The organism is Pseudomonas sp. BB438, from assembly GCF_057180225.1.
In genome coordinates this window covers 6,329,831-6,345,364 of record NZ_CM170001.1, presented here as the reverse complement: position 1 = coordinate 6,345,364, position 15,534 = coordinate 6,329,831, and the positions used below count along the sequence as shown (strand labels likewise).

General features: G+C 66.6%; 18 protein-coding genes. 9 read left to right on the top strand and 9 right to left on the bottom strand.

All coding sequences use genetic code 11. The features are described 5' to 3' along the window. Nucleotides 1-54: 54 nt before the first annotated feature. Both phoR and phoB read right to left on the bottom strand, forming a co-directional pair. Nucleotides 55-1,359 carry a phosphate regulon sensor histidine kinase PhoR gene (gene phoR / locus AC1ZV1_RS29195; RefSeq protein ID WP_484294797.1) on the bottom strand — a complete coding sequence of 435 codons (1,305 nt, stop codon included), beginning with the start codon at nt 1,357-1,359 and terminating at the stop codon, nt 55-57. A gap of 39 nt (nt 1,360-1,398) precedes the next feature. After that, complete coding sequence (gene phoB / locus AC1ZV1_RS29190) at nt 1,399-2,088, bottom strand: phosphate regulon transcriptional regulator PhoB (protein ID WP_054910046.1); 690 nt, start codon at nt 2,086-2,088, stop codon at nt 1,399-1,401. A 311-nt stretch (nt 2,089-2,399) separates the two neighbouring features. Between phoB and AC1ZV1_RS29185 the strand changes: the two genes are divergently transcribed. Beyond that, the gene (locus AC1ZV1_RS29185) at nt 2,400-2,765 is read left to right on the top strand and encodes a COG4315 family predicted lipoprotein (RefSeq protein WP_484294796.1); all 366 of its coding nucleotides are present in this window, start codon (nt 2,400-2,402) and stop codon (nt 2,763-2,765) included. Between the two features lie 49 nt (nt 2,766-2,814). Here the strand turns inward: AC1ZV1_RS29185 and ubiA are convergent, their stop codons facing one another. Together ubiA and AC1ZV1_RS29175 are read right to left on the bottom strand one after the other, a co-directional pair. Beyond that, nucleotides 2,815-3,705, bottom strand: a complete 891-nt coding sequence (gene ubiA, locus AC1ZV1_RS29180) for a 4-hydroxybenzoate octaprenyltransferase (protein ID WP_484294795.1) — start codon at nt 3,703-3,705, stop codon at nt 2,815-2,817. 27 nt (nt 3,706-3,732) lie between these two features. Next, the gene (locus tag AC1ZV1_RS29175) at nt 3,733-4,272 is read right to left on the bottom strand and encodes a chorismate lyase (protein ID WP_484297668.1); all 540 of its coding nucleotides are present in this window, start codon (nt 4,270-4,272) and stop codon (nt 3,733-3,735) included. A 234-nt stretch (nt 4,273-4,506) separates the two neighbouring features. Between AC1ZV1_RS29175 and AC1ZV1_RS29170 the strand changes: the two genes are divergently transcribed. The 5 genes from AC1ZV1_RS29170 (at nt 4,507) to AC1ZV1_RS29150 (ending at nt 7,284) form a co-directional block, all read left to right on the top strand. After that, nucleotides 4,507-4,674, top strand: coding sequence for a rubredoxin (locus AC1ZV1_RS29170; protein WP_484294794.1), 168 nt, complete (start codon nt 4,507-4,509; stop codon nt 4,672-4,674). Between the two features lie 197 nt (nt 4,675-4,871). Further along, on the top strand, nt 4,872-5,039 hold the full coding sequence (locus AC1ZV1_RS29165; RefSeq protein WP_484294793.1) for a rubredoxin: 168 nt from the start codon (nt 4,872-4,874) through the stop codon (nt 5,037-5,039). 84 nt (nt 5,040-5,123) lie between these two features. Next, nucleotides 5,124-6,278 carry an NAD(P)/FAD-dependent oxidoreductase gene (locus tag AC1ZV1_RS29160; protein WP_484294792.1) on the top strand — a complete coding sequence of 385 codons (1,155 nt, stop codon included), beginning with the start codon at nt 5,124-5,126 and terminating at the stop codon, nt 6,276-6,278. 196 nt (nt 6,279-6,474) lie between these two features. Next, nucleotides 6,475-6,747 (top strand): HU family DNA-binding protein, encoded by a 273-nt coding sequence (locus AC1ZV1_RS29155; protein ID WP_017520695.1) that lies wholly within the window; start codon nt 6,475-6,477, stop codon nt 6,745-6,747. Nucleotides 6,748-6,882: 135 nt separating this feature from the next. After that, entirely contained in the window at nt 6,883-7,284 is a 402-nt protein-coding gene (locus AC1ZV1_RS29150; RefSeq protein ID WP_484294791.1) for a helicase, read from the top strand. A 65-nt stretch (nt 7,285-7,349) separates the two neighbouring features. On the opposite strand, the gene AC1ZV1_RS29145 is transcribed toward AC1ZV1_RS29150, so the two are convergent. From AC1ZV1_RS29145 to AC1ZV1_RS29135, 3 genes are all read right to left on the bottom strand, one after another. Then, nucleotides 7,350-8,756 carry an HDOD domain-containing protein gene (locus AC1ZV1_RS29145; protein ID WP_484294790.1) on the bottom strand — a complete coding sequence of 469 codons (1,407 nt, stop codon included), beginning with the start codon at nt 8,754-8,756 and terminating at the stop codon, nt 7,350-7,352. A gap of 91 nt (nt 8,757-8,847) precedes the next feature. Then, the gene (gene recG, locus AC1ZV1_RS29140; protein WP_484294789.1) at nt 8,848-10,923 is read right to left on the bottom strand and encodes an ATP-dependent DNA helicase RecG; all 2,076 of its coding nucleotides are present in this window, start codon (nt 10,921-10,923) and stop codon (nt 8,848-8,850) included. After that, nucleotides 10,920-11,852 (bottom strand): hydrogen peroxide-inducible genes activator, encoded by a 933-nt coding sequence (locus AC1ZV1_RS29135; protein ID WP_484294788.1) that lies wholly within the window; start codon nt 11,850-11,852, stop codon nt 10,920-10,922. Before AC1ZV1_RS29135 ends, recG begins: the two co-directional genes overlap by 4 nt. A gap of 95 nt (nt 11,853-11,947) precedes the next feature. Between AC1ZV1_RS29135 and AC1ZV1_RS29130 the strand changes: the two genes are divergently transcribed. The 3 genes from AC1ZV1_RS29130 to AC1ZV1_RS29120 all read left to right on the top strand — a co-directional run bounded on the left by AC1ZV1_RS29130 (nt 11,948) and on the right by AC1ZV1_RS29120 (nt 14,310). Continuing rightward, on the top strand, nt 11,948-12,817 hold the full coding sequence (locus AC1ZV1_RS29130) for an NAD-dependent epimerase/dehydratase family protein (protein WP_484294787.1): 870 nt from the start codon (nt 11,948-11,950) through the stop codon (nt 12,815-12,817). 1 nt (nt 12,818) lies between these two features. Then, a complete protein-coding gene (locus tag AC1ZV1_RS29125; RefSeq protein ID WP_484294786.1) occupies nt 12,819-13,619 on the top strand; it encodes an AraC family transcriptional regulator in 801 nt (266 codons plus the stop codon). Between the two features lie 67 nt (nt 13,620-13,686). After that, nucleotides 13,687-14,310, top strand: coding sequence for a LysE family translocator (locus AC1ZV1_RS29120; protein ID WP_484294785.1), 624 nt, complete (start codon nt 13,687-13,689; stop codon nt 14,308-14,310). Between the two features lie 37 nt (nt 14,311-14,347). Here the strand turns inward: AC1ZV1_RS29120 and AC1ZV1_RS29115 are convergent, their stop codons facing one another. Together AC1ZV1_RS29115 and AC1ZV1_RS29110 are read right to left on the bottom strand one after the other, a co-directional pair. After that, nucleotides 14,348-15,082 (bottom strand): putative periplasmic lipoprotein, encoded by a 735-nt coding sequence (locus AC1ZV1_RS29115; protein ID WP_484294784.1) that lies wholly within the window; start codon nt 15,080-15,082, stop codon nt 14,348-14,350. A 60-nt stretch (nt 15,083-15,142) separates the two neighbouring features. Next, the gene (locus AC1ZV1_RS29110; protein WP_017520704.1) at nt 15,143-15,523 is read right to left on the bottom strand and encodes a RidA family protein; all 381 of its coding nucleotides are present in this window, start codon (nt 15,521-15,523) and stop codon (nt 15,143-15,145) included. Nucleotides 15,524-15,534 lie beyond the last annotated feature (11 nt).

Genomic DNA, 15,534 nt, shown 5'->3' with positions numbered 1-15,534 from the left:
TTCGTGGGGCCTGGCTGGCAAGCCCGTCTGCAATGGAGTCGATGTCGAGCGCCGTCACGCACGGCTCTCGACCTGCTGTGGCGGGAAGTGGCAGGTGAAGCTGCTGCCCTTGCCCGGCACGCTGCTGATGTCCAGGGTGCCGCGGTGGCGCAACAGCACGTGCTTGACGATGGCCAGGCCCAGGCCGGTGCCGCCGGTGCTGGCGTTGCGGCTGGAGTCGACGCGGTAGAAACGCTCGGTCAGGCGCGGCAGGTGCTTGGGATCGATGCCGATGCCGCTGTCCTGCACGGCCAGGTGTGCGCCCTGTTCGTCGGCCCACCAGCGGATGCGGATTTCGCCTTCGTCGGGGGTGTACTTCACGGCGTTGAACACCAGGTTGGAGAATGCGCTGCGCAGTTCGGCCTCGCTGCCCTTGAGCTTCACCTTCGAATCGGCCTCCAGGCTGATGCGATGCCCGCGCGCGCCGGACAGCGCCTGGGCGTCGTTGCGGATCGACAGCAACATCAGGTCCACCGCCACCGGCTTGTTGTCCGCCGGGTAGTCGGTGGCTTCCAGCTTGGCCAGCAGGAGCAGGTCGTTGAGCAGGTTCTGCATGCGCCCGGCCTGCTGCTGCATCTGCTGCAACGCGCGGGTCCAGCGCGGGTTCACGTCCTCGACGTTGTCCAGCAGCGTCTCCAGGTAGCCGGCGATCACCGTCAGCGGTGTGCGCAGCTCGTGGGAGACATTGGCGACGAAGTCCTTGCGCATCTGCTCCAGCTGATGGACACGGGTCACGTCGCGCACCAGCATCAGGTGCTCGCCGGCGCCGTAGAGGGTGATGTGGAACTGCAGGCGCAGGTTGTCGTTGATCGGCGAGGAGAGCTCCAGCGGCTCGCGGTAGTCCTCGCCCTCGAAGTATTCCTTGAAGCGCGGGTGGCGGACCAGGTTGGTCACCGGCTGGCCACCGTCCTGTGGGCTCTTCAGGCCCAGCAGCCGCTCGGCGGACTGGTTCCACCACTCCAGGTTGCCGTCGCGGTCGAGCAGGATCATGCCGTCGCGCAGCGCCGCGGTGGATTCCTGCATGCGGTCGATCACCGCCTGCAGGCGCCCGCGCGCCTTCTGATTGCGCCGCTGCAGGTGGTAGATGCTGTCGAACACCTCGCCCCACAGGCCGTAGCCATCCGGCGGAGCCTCATCGGGCTGGTGGTTCTTCAGCCACTTGTGCAGGCGCAGCAGTTGCCAGGTCGACCAGACGAGGTAGGCGCCCAGCGCCACGGCGATGGCCCAGCCGTACTGACCGGTGATCAGGCCGAGCAACGCGCCGGCGGCTACGACTAGCAGCAGGTGGCGTATCAGCACGCCACTCCAGTTCTGGGTCACGACATTCCGTTCCTTGTGCCCGGCGAGTCAGCGACCCGGTCAGCTTTTGGTCGAGAAACGATACCCGGTGCCGCGTACGGTCTGAACCAGATTTTCGTATACCTCACCCAGCGCCTTGCGCAGACGGCGGATGTGCACGTCGACGGTACGCTCCTCGACGTAGACGTTGCCGCCCCAGACCTGGTCCAGCAGCTGGCCACGGGTGTAGGCGCGCTCCTGGTGGGTCATGAAGAACTGCAGCAGGCGGTATTCGGTGGGGCCCATCTCGGCGGGCTTGCCGTCGATGGTCACGCGGTGGCTGATCGGGTCGAGCATCAGGCCGCCGACTTCGATCGGCGTCTCGCTGTCGCCGGCACCGGTGCGACGCAGCACGGCCTTCAGGCGGGCGACCAGTTCGCGGGGAGAGAAGGGCTTGGTGATGTAGTCATCCGCGCCGACTTCCAGACCCTGGATCTTGTTGTCCTCTTCGCCCTTGGCGGTGAGCATGATGATCGGGATCGCCGAGGTCAGCTCGTCGCGCTTCAGGCGGCGGGCCAGCTCGATGCCGGAGGTGCCCGGCAGCATCCAGTCGAGCAGGATCAGGTCCGGCTTGCGATCGACGATCACCGCGTGAGCTGTCTGGGCGCTGTCGGCTTCGAGACATTCGTAGCCAGCCATCTCCAGGGCCACGGCGATCATTTCCCGGATCGGAGCTTCGTCATCGACGATGAGGATTGTCTTGCCAACCATGCTGAGGCCTCAGAATTTCTGTAATGCGCCGCATTAGATAACGGAAATATTTCATGAATGTGACACCCGGATGTTAGTCGAGCCTCGTCCCAGAGCGCTCGTCTATGCTGAGGGTGGCGCCGTGCGTTTGCCGCGCGGCACAAGCGGAACGCGCCGGCCCGGTCGGCGGTGCGTCCGGCGCCCGGCGCCGGAGTCCTGCGATGACGGTAGTGAGTGTGTTCGCCACGTCGCCCTGGCCGGCCCTGCCTGCAATCCCGCCTGCCGTTGCGCCGATGCTCGCGCCGTTTCCACCTCACCAGAGGAGAAGCGTTATGAAACTGCTATTCCCGGCCCTGGCACTGGGCCTGATGCTGCCGGCTATGGCCGCCCTGGCAGCGGCGCCCGGCCTGGAGAAGAACGGCATGCTGGTCGATGCCAAGGGCATGACCCTCTACACCTTCGACAAGGACGGTGGCGGCAAGTCGGCCTGCAACGGCGGCTGTGCGCAGAACTGGCCGCCGCTGATGGCCTCGGCCGACGCCAAGGCAACGGGCGACTGGACCCTGATCAAGCGTGATGACGGCACCGTGCAGTGGGCCTACAAGGGCAAGCCGCTGTACACCTTCGTGCAGGACAAGAAGGCCGGCGACATGGCCGGCGACGGCAAGATGGGCGTCTGGCACATGGCCAAGCCTTAACGGCTTTGCGTAGGAGCGAGCTTGCTCGCTCCTACAGGGAGGTTGTCGATCAGCGCAGGGCGAAATCCGCGACGGTGCCGACGAAGATTGCCAGCCCCGCCCAGTGATTGTGCAGGAAGGCCTTGAAGCATTTCATCGGCTCGCGATCGCGGGTCGAGTGGAACTGCCAGGCGAAGCAGCCTGCCGCCACGGCCAGACCCAGGTAGTACGCCAGGTGCATGCCCAGCTTGTTGCCGGCCAGGATCAGCAGCAGGAGCATCAGGCCCTGCAGGCTCAGGTTGATCACCCGATCGGCGTCGCCGAAAAGGATCGCCGTGGACTTCATGCCCATCTTCAGGTCGTCTTCGCGGTCGGTCATCGCGTAGTAGGTGTCGTACGCGACCGTCCACAGCACGTTGGCGAAGAACAGTAGCCAGGCCACCGCCGGCAGGGTGCCGCTCGCTGCGGTGAAGGCCATCGGGATACCCCAGGAAAACGCCGCGCCGAGCACCACTTGCGGGTAGTAGGTGTAGCGCTTCATGAAGGGATACAGCGCCGCTACCGCCGCGCCGCCGAAGGACAGCCAGATGGTCTGCGCGTTGGTGCACAGTACCAGCAGGAAGCTCAGCCCCAGCAGCGTGAAGAATGCGATCCACGCCTCGCGCACGGTGATCTTGCCGGTCGCCAGCGGGCGTGCCTTGGTGCGCTCGACGTGGCCGTCGAGCTTGCGGTCGGCGAAGTCGTTGATCACGCAGCCGGCCATGCGCATCAGCACGGTGCCGAGGACGAAGATCACCAGGTTCTTCACGCTCGGTACGCCACCGCTGGCCATCCACAGCGCCCACAGCGTCGGCCAGAGCAGCAGGTAGATGCCGATCGGCTTGTCCATGCGCGTCAGCTGGATGAAGTCCCAGGCGCGGGGGTGCAGGCGGGCAAGGGGTTTGATCAGGGCGACGAACATGGCGGCCTCCGGAAAACGATCCGGGAATTATACGGGCTGTTGTTCCACGCGGTGCCAGAGGGTCGGCAGGAATACTTCGGCGACCAGCACGCCCAGGCCGTCGCGGCTGAAGCAGGAGCGGCGGCCCCACAGGCGTTCGGCACGCACCTCGACCGGCAGGCTGGCGGCCGGGTAGCGGCAGACTTCGATGGGTCCGCGCTGGAAGGCGCGGTCGCTGAACAGCAGCTCACCCAGGGAGCGGGTGCCGAGCAGGCGCAGGTCGAATCCGGAGCCTTCCAGCGCCGAGCGCGCGGCCACGCTGCGGGCGAACACCCACGGCGTGCCGTGGCCTTTCAGGTACACCTCGCGCACCCAGCCCTGGCTGCCGTCCGGTACGCCCAGCGCGGCGCACTCGTCGGTGCGCAGGCGATGCCAGCCTTCGGCCAGCGGCTGCACGGCGAAATGGTCGGCGGAGAGGGCGGTCAGCCGGCGCGTCAGCGAGCCTTCATCGAACAGCCAGTCCTGGACCGCTGGGGTCGGCGCGGGATGCAACTGGGCGGCGGTGAGCCAGCGGGGCGGGTGGATCAGGGCGGCTTCGGGCACGGGTTCGACTGCGGTTGGCCAGGGACGCGGCAGCTTAACATGGCGCCTTTGCGTGGCCGATTGCGTTGTCTGCAAGAGTGCATTACGCCAAACCCCATCAAAGGGTTGGCCGGCGACCGGCTGGTTTGCAGGGGCTTGCGCCGCACGCGCATCGCCAGTACAAAGCCGAACATTGGATGCACTGACGTCCAAGCGACAAGAACATGAGGGTGATTGCTGATGAAGAAGTGGCAGTGCGTGGTGTGTGGCCTGATCTATGACGAGACCCAGGGTTGGCCGGAAGAGGGCATTGCCGCGGGCACCCGCTGGGAAGACGTGCCGGCAGACTGGCTGTGCCCGGATTGCGGCGTCGGCAAGCTGGACTTCGAGATGATCGAGATCGGCTGATCCCGCCAGGCTGTATTCCCGCGACGGCGGCCTTCGGGCCGCCGTCTGCGTTTTCGGCTCCGGCAAGCACGCGCCTGACGCGGTAGACTGGACGTGCGCCGGGTTGACCCTGCTGACGGAGCCCGGCGTCGCGCCCGCCGTTGGCCGGAGCGCGCCGATACGTTAGCTTCACCGGCAATCGCAGGAGGGCTTGGCTGATGCGCAAATGGCAATGCGTGGTCTGTGGCTTCATCTACGACGAGGCACTGGGCCTGCCGGACGAGGGCATTGATCCCGGCACGCGCTGGGAAGACATCCCGGCGGACTGGGTCTGCCCGGACTGCGGCGTGGGCAAGATCGACTTCGAGATGATCGAAATCTCGTAAGCCCCTGCCAGAACGAATTCCTGCGGCGGCCCCACGGCCGCCGTGTCGTCTTTATCGAATGGCGAATCTTGAGGTAAGAGAGTAATGAGCGACAACGCACCGTTGGTGATCATCGGAACGGGTCTGGCTGGCTACAACCTGGCCCGCGAGTGGCGCAAGCTGGACAGCGAGACACCGCTGCTGCTGATCACCGCCGACGACGGCCGCTCCTACTCCAAGCCGATGCTCTCCACCGGCTTCTCCAAGGACAAGGACGCCGACGGCCTGGCCATGGCCGAAGCCGGCGCCATGGCCGACCAGCTCAAGGCGCGCATCCTCACCCATACCCGGGTCACCGGTATCGACCCGGGCCACCGCCGCATCTGGATCGGCGAGGAAGCAATCCACTACCGCGACCTGGTGCTGGCCTGGGGCGCCGAAACCATTCGCGTACCGGTCCAGGGCGACGCCCAGGACCTGATCTTCCCGATCAACGACCTCGAAGACTATGCGCGCTTCCGCAGCGCCGCGGCGGGCAAGCGCCGCGTGCTGCTGCTGGGCGCCGGCCTGATCGGTTGCGAATTTGCCAACGACCTCTCCAGCGGCGGCTACCAGATCGACGTGGTGGCGCCCTGCGAGCAGGTCATGCCCGGCCTGCTCCATCCGGCTGCCGCCCAGGCGGTGCAGCAGGGGCTGGAAGGCCTCGGCGTGCGCTTTCACCTCGGCCCGGTGCTGAACAGCCTGGTGCGCGCGGGCGATGCCCTGGAAGCGCACCTCTCCAATGGCCAGGTGATTACCTGCGACCTCGTCGTTTCCGCTGTCGGCCTGCGTCCGCGCATCGACCTGGCCGCCGCCGCCGGCCTGGATATCAACCGCGGCGTGATGGTCAACCGCGAATTGCGCACCTCCCACGCGAACATCTACGCCTTGGGCGACTGCGCCGAAGTCGACGGCCTCAACCTGCTTTATGTGATGCCGCTGATGTCCTGCGCCCGTGCGCTGGCGCAGACCCTGGCCGGCAAACCGACGTCGGTGGCCTATGGCGCCATGCCAGTGACCGTCAAGACACCGGTGTGCCCGCTGGTGGTGTCGCCGCCACCGCGTGGCAGCGAGGGCGAATGGCGGGTGGAAGGCTCTGGCCCGGACCTCAAGGTGCTGTGCCGGGATACCGCCGGTCGATTGCTCGGATATGCCCTTACCGGGGCCGCCGTGAGCGAAAAACTCTCCCTGAACAAGGAGTTGCCCGCACTACTGGCGTGACAGGCGTCGCCAATGGCGTTTTTGCCTTGGGAAAGGGCCCGCAAATTGTCAGACGATACTGGCGTACCAGCCGACGGCGTGCCATTCTCCCCCCGTCTGCCGCAGCCTAGAGCCTGTAAGGCAAGCCTGCGGTGCCTTGGGCGCTGTTGGGAAGACAGCACGGACACAACAACAACAAACCGTCAAAGAGGCATTTATGCGTAAACCAGAACTCGCCGCCGCGATCGCCGAGAAGGCCGACCTCACCAAAGAACAAGCCAACAAGGTGCTGAACGCGCTGCTGGATGAAATCACTGGCGCGCTCAACCGCAAGGACAGCGTTACCCTTGTCGGTTTCGGTACCTTCGTTCAGCGCCACCGTGGCGCCCGTACCGGCAAGAACCCGCAAACCGGCCAGCCGGTCAAGATCAAAGCCAGCAACACCGTTGCCTTCAAACCGGGCAAGGCGCTGAAAGACGCCGTCAACTGATCGCGTCTGACCCGGAGCCAGAGCGGCTCCGGGTTGCCTCCTCCAGTTACATAATCCCTCCAAAAGACCGGATGTAGTCCGTTTTCAAACTGGCTACAATGCGCAGACTATTGTCTCGAACGTCGAGGTTTGTGCATGAAATTCCGTCTACTCCTGTGGATGCTCGGTCGCCTGATGGCCAAGGCCAGCCGCGAAAACCCGGCGTTCCAGAAGCAGCTCGAAGGCAAGGACCTGGTGTTCCAGCTCCACACCCTCGACGGCAAGGTCGCCCGTCACTACATCGTCAAGGACCTCAAGGTCACCGCCCGACGCGGTACCCACCCGCAGCCCGCCTTCGCGCTGGGCTTCAAGGATGGCGCCTACGGCTTCGCCACCATGACCTCGAAGAACCCGCAGCTCGCGTTCATGCAGGGTATCCAGAACAAGGATATCCAGATCCAGGGAAACCCCGGCCTGGTGATCTGGTTCCAGGGCCTGGTGAAGTATCTGAAGCCGAAGAGGAAGGCCGCAGCGGGCAGCGACAAGAAAGCCGCCTGAGGCGCTGTCGGCGGACAGAAAAAAGGCCCCTGACGGGGCCTTTTTCATGTCTGCATCGCGACGATTCAGTGCGCGGGATTGAACTGGCTGGCCAGCTCGCGCAGCACCGCTTCGGCGTCGAGTACCTTGCGCACGGCATCCTCGGCCTTCTCGCGCGGGATATCCAGGCGGTCCAGCAGGTCCTGCGGAATGTCGGTCTCCGGGCCGCTGCCGATGCCATGGTTGCGCAGCAGGCGGGTCGCCAGGCAGACCAGGTTGGCATAGGCCGAGCAGTCGCCGGCGTACGACGGGTCGTGCTGGAAGCGCAGCGCGGTGTAGATCTCTTCCGGCATGTCCCAGGTGCGCATCAACCAGGCGCCGATCTGCTCGCGGGTGATGCCCAGCAGGTGCTGCTCGACGAGGTTGTGCTCGACGTGCGGGTTGACCTCCAGGTGCCGGCAGATCAGCGAGAAGTGCGGCGGGAAGATGTGCGCCAGGACCAGGTAGCCGATGCTGTGCAGCAGGCCGCCCAGGTAGGTCAGGCCGGCTTCCGGGCGCTCGGCGCGCGGCACGGCGCGGGTCAGGCCCTCGATCACCGCGGCGGTGTAGATCGCCTGGTGCCAGTAGGGCGTGGCGTGCTGCGGTTGATCCTTGGGCAGGCTAAGGGTCTTGCCCAGGGCCAGGCCCAGGGCCAGGTTGATCACCAGGTCGAAGCCCAGCACGCGGACGATGGCATCTTCCACCGAGCGGATCTTGCCGGGCGCGGCGTAGTAGGGCGACGCTGCCCAGCTGACGACCTGCGCGGCCAGTGCCGGGTCGGTCTCCACCACGCCGGTGATGTCGTCCACCGTGGCATTGGGATCGACACGCAGCTTGATGATCTTCTGCGCGGTTTCCGGCAGCGGCGGAATCTCGATGGTCTCTTCCAGGCGCTGCTGGATGCGGCGGGCGGTGAACGCCTGCACGGCCTGGGTGATTTCCTTGCGGTCGTCGTCCGGGCGATCGAGGTTCGGCCGGATCGATTCCAGTGCCACGCCGAAGCGCGCCGCGCTGGCTTTCTCCAGCAGGCTGCGGAATGACGTGGTGGGAATCTCCAGCAGCGTGCCTGCCGCGCCGGACTCGATCAGCAGCTGGGGTTCCTGAAGCAGGCGTTCGTCATACAGGCAGGGCGAGCTGGTCAGCGGCGGCAGCGCGGGCAGGCGACCGAGCTGGTGCTTGCCGAGCATGCGCTCCAGGCGATCGGGCTTGACCGCCACCAGCTTGCGGCCGGTGAGTTCGGCCAGGCGATTCAGGTCCAGCAGCTGGCTCTGCGGGAACAACACCAGCAGGGTGCCAACGGCATCTTCCAGCAGGCTGGCCTGCACCCGGCGTGCGGCCGGATGCGTAGTGGCGTCGCAGACTTCGCGAGACGGAATGCCCAGCTTGGCGAGCAGCTGCAGGATGACCTCGGGGGCCTGCGAGGAGTCGGATGGGGCGCGTGCGGCGTCGCTCATGAATGTGATCCGGTTATCAACGGCTGGGTCGGAGTATAACCACGCAGTCAGCGTGACCGAGCAGTCAACTGACCGATGAGAGTGAAATAGATCACACTTGTCCGTATTGCTGGCCGTGCCGTAGCCAACGTGCCAGCAACGGGCTGACCGATTGCGGCCAGTGCGCCAGCAGGGCCTGGGCGGCATCGCGCACCGCCGGCAGCAGGTCGGCGTCGCGCATCAGGTCGGCGACCTTGAACTGCAGCAGCCCGGTCTGGCGGGTGCCGAGCATTTCGCCGGGGCCGCGCAGCTCCAGGTCCTTCTCGGCGATCACGAAGCCATCGCAGGTCTCTCGCATGATCCCCAGGCGCTCGCGGCCGATCTGCGACAGTGGCGGGTGGTAGAGCAGCACGCAGTGGCTTGCCGCGCTGCCCCGGCCGACGCGGCCGCGTAGCTGGTGCAGTTGGGCCAGGCCCAGGCGCTCGGGGTTTTCGATGATCATCAGGCTGGCGTTGGGCACGTCCACGCCGACTTCGATCACCGTGGTGGCGACCAGCAGTTGCAGCATGCCTTCCTTGAAGGCCTCCATGACGACGGCCTTGTCCGCCGGCTTCATGCGTCCGTGGATCAGGCCCACGCGCAGTTCGCCCAGCGCCGAGGAGAGCTCCTCGTAGGTGGTTTCCGCGGCCTGACAGGTCAGCTCCTCGGATTCCTCGATCAGTGTGCATACCCAGTAGGCCTGACGACCTTCTGCACAGGCCGCGCGCACCCGCTCGATCACTTCGATGCGGCGGCTGTCGGCTACCAGCACGGTGTTCACCGGCGTGCGGCCGGGCGGCAGTTCGTCGAGGATCGAGGTGTCCAGGTCGGCATAGGCGCTCATCGCCAGGGTTCGCGGGATGGGCGTGGCAGTCATGATCAACTGGTGCGGGCAGAGCCGGCCGTCGACGCCTTTCTGGCGCAGGGCGAGGCGCTGTTGCACGCCGAAGCGGTGCTGTTCGTCGATGATCACCAGGGCCAGGCGCTTGAACTTCACTTCGTCCTGGAACAGTGCGTGGGTGCCGACGATCATCGGTGCGCCGCCGGCGATCTGCTCCAGCGCGCTGGCGCGGGCCTTGCCCTTGAGCTTGCCGGCCAGCCAGGCGACCTCGATGCCCAGCGGCTGCAGCCATTTGGTGAAGTTGAGGAAGTGCTGCTCGGCGAGAATCTCGGTGGGCGCCATCAACGCCACCTGGTAGCCGGCTTCCAGCGCCTGCAGGGCGGCGAGGGCGGCGACCACGGTCTTGCCGGCGCCGACATCGCCCTGCACCAGGCGCAGCATGGGTTCGGGCTGGGCGAGGTCGTAGGCGATTTCCGCGCCGACGCGCTGTTGCGCGCCGGTGGGCGTGAAGCCGAGGTTCTTCAGGTACAGCGCCGGCAGGCGCTTGGCTGGCGGCAATTGCGGCGCGGCCTGGGAGCGTACGCTCTCGCGCAGGCGTTGCAGCGACAGCTGATGGGTCAGCAGCTCCTCGAAGGCGAGGCGGTGCTGGGCCCAGTGACGGCCTTCGGCGAGTTCTTCCAGGTCGGCGTCCGGCGGCGGCCGGTGCAGGTAGCGGATGGCCTCGTCCAGCGGGCCCAGGCGGTAGTCGCGGGCCAGTTCCGCCGGCAGCCAGTCGGGCAGGCTCGACGGGCCCAGGCGCTGCAACGTCTGCTCGCTGAGCTGGCGCAGGCGCTGCTGGGTGAGGCCTTCGGTGGTCGGGTAGATCGGCGTGAGCGTCTGCTCCACCGGCGCCGCAGCGGCATCGGTGAGCGAGCGGTACTCGGGATGGTAGATCTCCAGGCCGGAAGCGCCGGGGCGTGCCTCGCCGTAGCAACGCAGGTGCGTGCCGCGCTTGAGGTTTTCCTTCTGTGCCTGGCTGAAGTGGTAGAAGCGCAGGCTCAGGGTGCCGGTGCCGTCCTGCAGGCGCACCAGCAGGCTGCGGCGCTTACCCATCACCACGTCGGCGCCCGACACGACGCCTTCGACCACCGCGTCCTGTCCCGGGCGCAGTGCGCCGATGGGGGTGATGCGGGTGCGGTCCTGGTAGCGCAGCGGCAGGTGGAAGAGGATGTCCTGGAGGTTCTCCAGGCCGACTTTCGCGAGTTTCTCTTCCAGTGCGGCGCCCACGCCCTTGAGCGCGGTGACCGGGACGTTCGACAGATCGGTCATGCCGGCTCGGCTTCACCCTTGACGGTCGGCTTGGCGACCGAGCACAGGCGGATCGAGTCGGCCAGCACCTCGATGGCGCGCGGCCGCGGGAAGCTGGCGCGCCAGGCGATGGCGACGGTGCGGAAGGGGACCGGCGCGCTGAACGGGCGCACTTCCAGCACGCCCGGCGCATAGTGATGGCTGTCCACGGCGGAGAACGGCAGCACCGATACGCCCAGGCCGGAGGCGACCATGTGGCGGATGGTTTCCAGCGAGCTGGATTCCACCGTGGTGTGCTTGTTCTCGCCGCCCTTGTGGGTGGTCGGGCAGGCTTCGAGCACCTGGTCGCGGAAGCAGTGGCCCTCGCCGAGCAGCAACAGGCTCTTGTCGTTGAGCAGCTCCGGTTCGATGGTCTTCTTCGCGGTCCAGGGGTGGTCCGCCGGCATCAGCACGTAGAAGGGCTCGTCGAACAGCTGCAGGGTCAGCACGTCGGCTTCCTGGAACGGCAGGGCGATGATGATTGCATCCAGCTCGCCGGTGCGCAGCTTGTCGCGCAGGATGTGGGTGAAGTTTTCCTCGATGTACAGCGGCATCTGCGGGGCGACCCGGTGCAGCTGCGGAATCAGGTGCGGGAACAGGTACGGGCCGATGGTGTAGATGGCGCCGACCTTGAGCGGCGAGGTCAGCTGGTTCTTGCCGGCCTGGGCCAGCTCGCGGATGCCCTGGGCCTGCTCCAGCACCTTCTGCGCCTGCGCCACGATGCCTTCGCCGACCGGGGTCAGGCGCACCGCACTCTTGCTGCGCTCGAAGATCAGTACGCCGAGTTCGTCTTCCAGCTTCTTCACGCCCACCGACAGGGTCGGCTGGCTGACGTGGCAGCGCTCTGCGGCGCGGCCGAAGTGTTGCTCCTGGGCAAGCGTGACGATGTAGCGCAGTTCGGTAAGGGTCATGGCGACTAAGTCCGTTGAGGTGGCCCAAGCATAGCGGCTGCACCGCCGCGAACCAACCGCGCTAAACTGCCGAGCTTTGATTCGCGGAGCCAAGCATGAGCAAGAGCACCTTTCCCAGTCTGATGATCGTCGGTTGCGGCGACGTCGGCAGCCGCCTGGGACGCCAACTGGCCGCGCGTGACTGGCGCGTCCATGGCCTGCGCCGCAACGTTGCCGCGCTGCCGCTGGACGTGCTGCCGGTGGCCGGTGACCTTGGCCAGCTCGAGTGTCCGGATACCTGGCCGGTGGGCACGCTGGACTACCTGGTGTTCTGCGCCGCCGCAACCCAGCACGACGAAGCCGGCTACCGTGCAGCCTACGTCGAAGGCCTGCGCAACACCCTCGGCTGGCTGCAGCAGCGTGGGCAGGTGCCCAAGCGCCTGGTGTTCGTCTCCAGCAGCGGTGTGTACGCCCAGCGCGATGGTGAGTGGATCGACGAGACCGCGCCCGCCGAAGCTCGGAGTTATTCCGGCAGCGTGATGCTCGAAGCTGAGCAGGTGGCGCTGCAGAGCGGCATTCCCGCCAGCATCGTGCGCCTCACCGGCATCTACGGTCCCGGACGCGAATGGCTGCTCAAGCAGGTGCGCGAAGGCTATCGCGTGGCCAGCGAGCCGCCGCTGTACGCCAACCGCATCCATGCCGAGGATGCTGCTGGCCTGCTTGCCACGCTGCTGGAGGCCGACCGCAGCGGGGTCGCGCTGGACGACTGCTACATCGGCGTCGACAACGACCCTGCGGCGCTGCATGAGGTAGTCGGCTGGCTGCGCGAGCAACTGGGTGTCACCCATTGGGCTGACGAGCAGACCGTACGCCGCGCCGGCAGCAAGCGCTGCAGCAACGCGCGCGCCCGCGCGCTGGGCTGGGAGCCGCGCTATCCGAGCTTCCGTGAAGGCTACGCGGCCATCCTCGCCGGAAAACAGGACTGAGATGGACGCCAACCGGCTGCTGGCGCGCCCCTGGTTACCGGGGGTGGAGTTGTTCCATGCGGACTTCTCCGGCCAGCCGTTCGGACGTCACAGCCACGATGCCTTCGCCATCGGCGCCATTCTCCAGGGCGCGGGCGGTTACCAGTGCCGCGGTGCGCACCATGTGCTGCCGGCCGGCACCCTGTCGCTGATGAACCCGGAGGAGCCGCACACCGGCAACGCCGAATCCGAGCGGCTGGTCTATCGGATGCTCTATATCGAGGAGTCGCGGCTGCTGCCGCTGCTTGGCCGCAAGCAGCTGCCGCGCGGTTTCCAGGCACTCAATCCGAACGATGACGGGCAGGTGGCGGACGCGCTGCGGCGTGTCGCCACGGAGTTCGAGCGCAACGATGCGCTGGCGCTGGAAAGCGAGCTGTTGGCGCTGCTGGAACTGGTCTTCGTCCGCCACGGCGGCATGCGCCCGGCTGCCTCGGCGTCGCGCGATGGCAGCGTCACCGCCAGGCTGCGCGACTACCTGGAGGCGCATTACCACGAGGCGGTCAGCCTCGATGAGCTGGCCATGCTGCTGCAGCGCCATCCGCGCCACCTGATCGAAGCCTTTCGCACCGCCTACGGTGTGCCGCCGCATACCTACCTGCTGCAGCGTCGGATCCGCGAGGCCAAGCGCTTGCTGGTCGCTGGCCAGAAGCCTCTGGACGTCGCACTGGCCCTGGGCTTCTACGATCAGGCGCATTTCTCCGGCACCTTCCGCCGCTTCACCGGCGTCACGCCCGGACACTTCCTGCGCGCCACGCGCACCTGACTTTCTTCCAAGACTGCCGCCGGCCGGTCTCTCCAGACTGCGCGACGCCGCTATTCGGGAGATCGCCATGTTCGCTGCCTTTGCGCTGGTCGCCAGCACCCACTTCGCTGCCCTGCTGTCGCCAGGGCCGGACTTCTTCCTGCTGATCCGTGCCGCGCTGCTGCGTGGTCGGCGTCATGCCGATGGCTGTGCGGCGGGCATCGCCCTGGCCAACCTGGCGAGCATGCTGCTGGTGCTGTTTGTCCTTGGCCTGCTGCCGGATGTGGCGAGCCACGGGCTGCGAGTGGTGCAGTTGCTGGGCGGCGCCTACTTCGCCTGGCTCGGCACGCAGGCGTTGCTGGCGCGGCGAGAACTGGATATTCCCACGGATCTGGGCCAGCAGCGCAGCGGAGGATTCCTCCGGGGCCTGCGCGAGGGACTGCTCGCCAGCAGCCTGAATCCCAAGCTGCCGATCTTCTACACCGGGCTGTTCGGCGTGCTCGGGCAGTTCCACTTGCCGAGCTGGGCGCTGGGTATCTGCGTGCTGTGGATGGGCGCGGTGGTGCTGCTGTGGGACCTGTTGCTGGTGCGCCTGCTGGATCGCCCGCGCTGGCGCGGCTGGCTCAAGCGCCGGGTCACGGCGCTGGATCGGCTCTGCGGTGGCCTGCTGCTGGCGCTGGGGGGCTGGCTGTTGTGGAGCGGGCTGCGCTGACCACACTCAATCGAGCCGGCCAGCCCGCTCGAGCGGATCAGTCGCGCTCCAGGGCCCAGACCTTGTTGCCGGGCGCGTAGCTCGGCATTTCGTCGGCCTGGGCGCGGTTCACCGCCTCGAACAGCTCCAGTTTGTCGCCGTCACGCTCGAACAGATACTCGCGGCCTTGCTGGCCCTGTTGCAGCCAGATGCTGTCGTTGTCGCCGCTCATGGCCGCGCAGTCGCCAGCCAGGCACAGCGCGTAGCGATCGAAGCCGGGCATGCCGTCGAGGCTGCCGTTGGGGGCGAACGTGACTTTGCTGCCCTTGCCTTCGCCTTCCTCGATGATCCAGGTGCCCTTGAGGTAGGCCGCGTACAGGGCATTCTCGAAGGTGCTGCCGGCCGGGCCTTGAGCCGCAGCCTGCTCCTTGGGGCGCAGGAAGCGCTGCTCGGGCCAGTTGTCGCTACCCACCTGCACCAGTTCCTTGCCGTCCAGCTCCAGGGACTCCTGGTTGCTGCCGTAGAACTCGACGCGGTAGTGCTTGGGATCGGTCTGGGTCAACTGGCCTTCGCCCAGTTCGAAGCCGTTGCTGAAAGTGGCCTGGTGGGTCTTGGTGTCCAGTTTCCATTCCAGGTTCGGGCCGTAGGCCAGCAGCGCCTCGCGCAGCTTGCCACCCTTGCCGGCGGCATCGATGGCGGCCTGGTTGACCCAGACACCGGAAGGGTCGGACGGGGTGCCGGCGCAGCCGGTGAGCAGGCCGATCAGGGCGCTCAGGATCAGGGCGCGACGCATGTTTGCTCCTTGCAGACAAGAGAACGGGGCCGCTGGGGCCCCGTAGGAATCACGTAACGCTTACTCCAGGACGACGATGGCGTCCATCTCGACCTGGGCGCCCTTCGGCAGGGCGGCGACGCCGATGGCGGCGCGGGCCGGGTAGGGCTGGACGAAGTACTTGCCCATGATCTCGTTGACCTTGGCGAAGTGCGACAGGTCGGTGAGGAAGATGTTCAGCTTGGCGACGTCGTGCAGGTAGCCGCCGGACGCTTCGATGACGGCTTTCAGGTTCTCGAAGACCTGGACGGTCTGTTCTTCGAAGCCCTCGACCAGTTCCATGGTTTTCGGGTCCAGCGGGATCTGACCGGAGACATAGACGGTGTTGCCAGCCTTGATGGCCTGGGAGTAGGTACCGATGGCGGCCGGGGCTTTGTCGGTATGGATAACGGTCTTGGTCATGTCGACTCCTT

Excerpts from the sequence above, each read along its gene's own strand:
- phoB (WP_054910046.1), bottom strand. The coding sequence starts at position 2,088 with ATGGTTGGCAAGACAATCCTCATCGTCGATGACGAAGCTCCGATCCGG.
- AC1ZV1_RS29185 (WP_484294796.1), top strand. The coding sequence starts at position 2,400 with ATGAAACTGCTATTCCCGGCCCTGGCACTGGGCCTGATGCTGCCGGCT.
- ubiA (WP_484294795.1), bottom strand. The coding sequence starts at position 3,705 with ATGTTCGTCGCCCTGATCAAACCCCTTGCCCGCCTGCACCCCCGCGCC.
- AC1ZV1_RS29170 (WP_484294794.1), top strand. The coding sequence starts at position 4,507 with ATGAAGAAGTGGCAGTGCGTGGTGTGTGGCCTGATCTATGACGAGACC.
- AC1ZV1_RS29165 (WP_484294793.1), top strand. The coding sequence starts at position 4,872 with ATGCGCAAATGGCAATGCGTGGTCTGTGGCTTCATCTACGACGAGGCA.
- AC1ZV1_RS29160 (WP_484294792.1), top strand. The coding sequence starts at position 5,124 with ATGAGCGACAACGCACCGTTGGTGATCATCGGAACGGGTCTGGCTGGC.
- AC1ZV1_RS29155 (WP_017520695.1), top strand. The coding sequence starts at position 6,475 with ATGCGTAAACCAGAACTCGCCGCCGCGATCGCCGAGAAGGCCGACCTC.
- AC1ZV1_RS29150 (WP_484294791.1), top strand. The coding sequence starts at position 6,883 with ATGAAATTCCGTCTACTCCTGTGGATGCTCGGTCGCCTGATGGCCAAG.
- AC1ZV1_RS29145 (WP_484294790.1), bottom strand. The coding sequence starts at position 8,756 with ATGAGCGACGCCGCACGCGCCCCATCCGACTCCTCGCAGGCCCCCGAG.
- recG (WP_484294789.1), bottom strand. The coding sequence starts at position 10,923 with ATGACCGATCTGTCGAACGTCCCGGTCACCGCGCTCAAGGGCGTGGGC.
- AC1ZV1_RS29135 (WP_484294788.1), bottom strand. The coding sequence starts at position 11,852 with ATGACCCTTACCGAACTGCGCTACATCGTCACGCTTGCCCAGGAGCAA.
- AC1ZV1_RS29130 (WP_484294787.1), top strand. The coding sequence starts at position 11,948 with ATGAGCAAGAGCACCTTTCCCAGTCTGATGATCGTCGGTTGCGGCGAC.
- AC1ZV1_RS29125 (WP_484294786.1), top strand. The coding sequence starts at position 12,819 with ATGGACGCCAACCGGCTGCTGGCGCGCCCCTGGTTACCGGGGGTGGAG.
- AC1ZV1_RS29120 (WP_484294785.1), top strand. The coding sequence starts at position 13,687 with ATGTTCGCTGCCTTTGCGCTGGTCGCCAGCACCCACTTCGCTGCCCTG.
- AC1ZV1_RS29115 (WP_484294784.1), bottom strand. The coding sequence starts at position 15,082 with ATGCGTCGCGCCCTGATCCTGAGCGCCCTGATCGGCCTGCTCACCGGC.
- AC1ZV1_RS29110 (WP_017520704.1), bottom strand. The coding sequence starts at position 15,523 with ATGACCAAGACCGTTATCCATACCGACAAAGCCCCGGCCGCCATCGGT.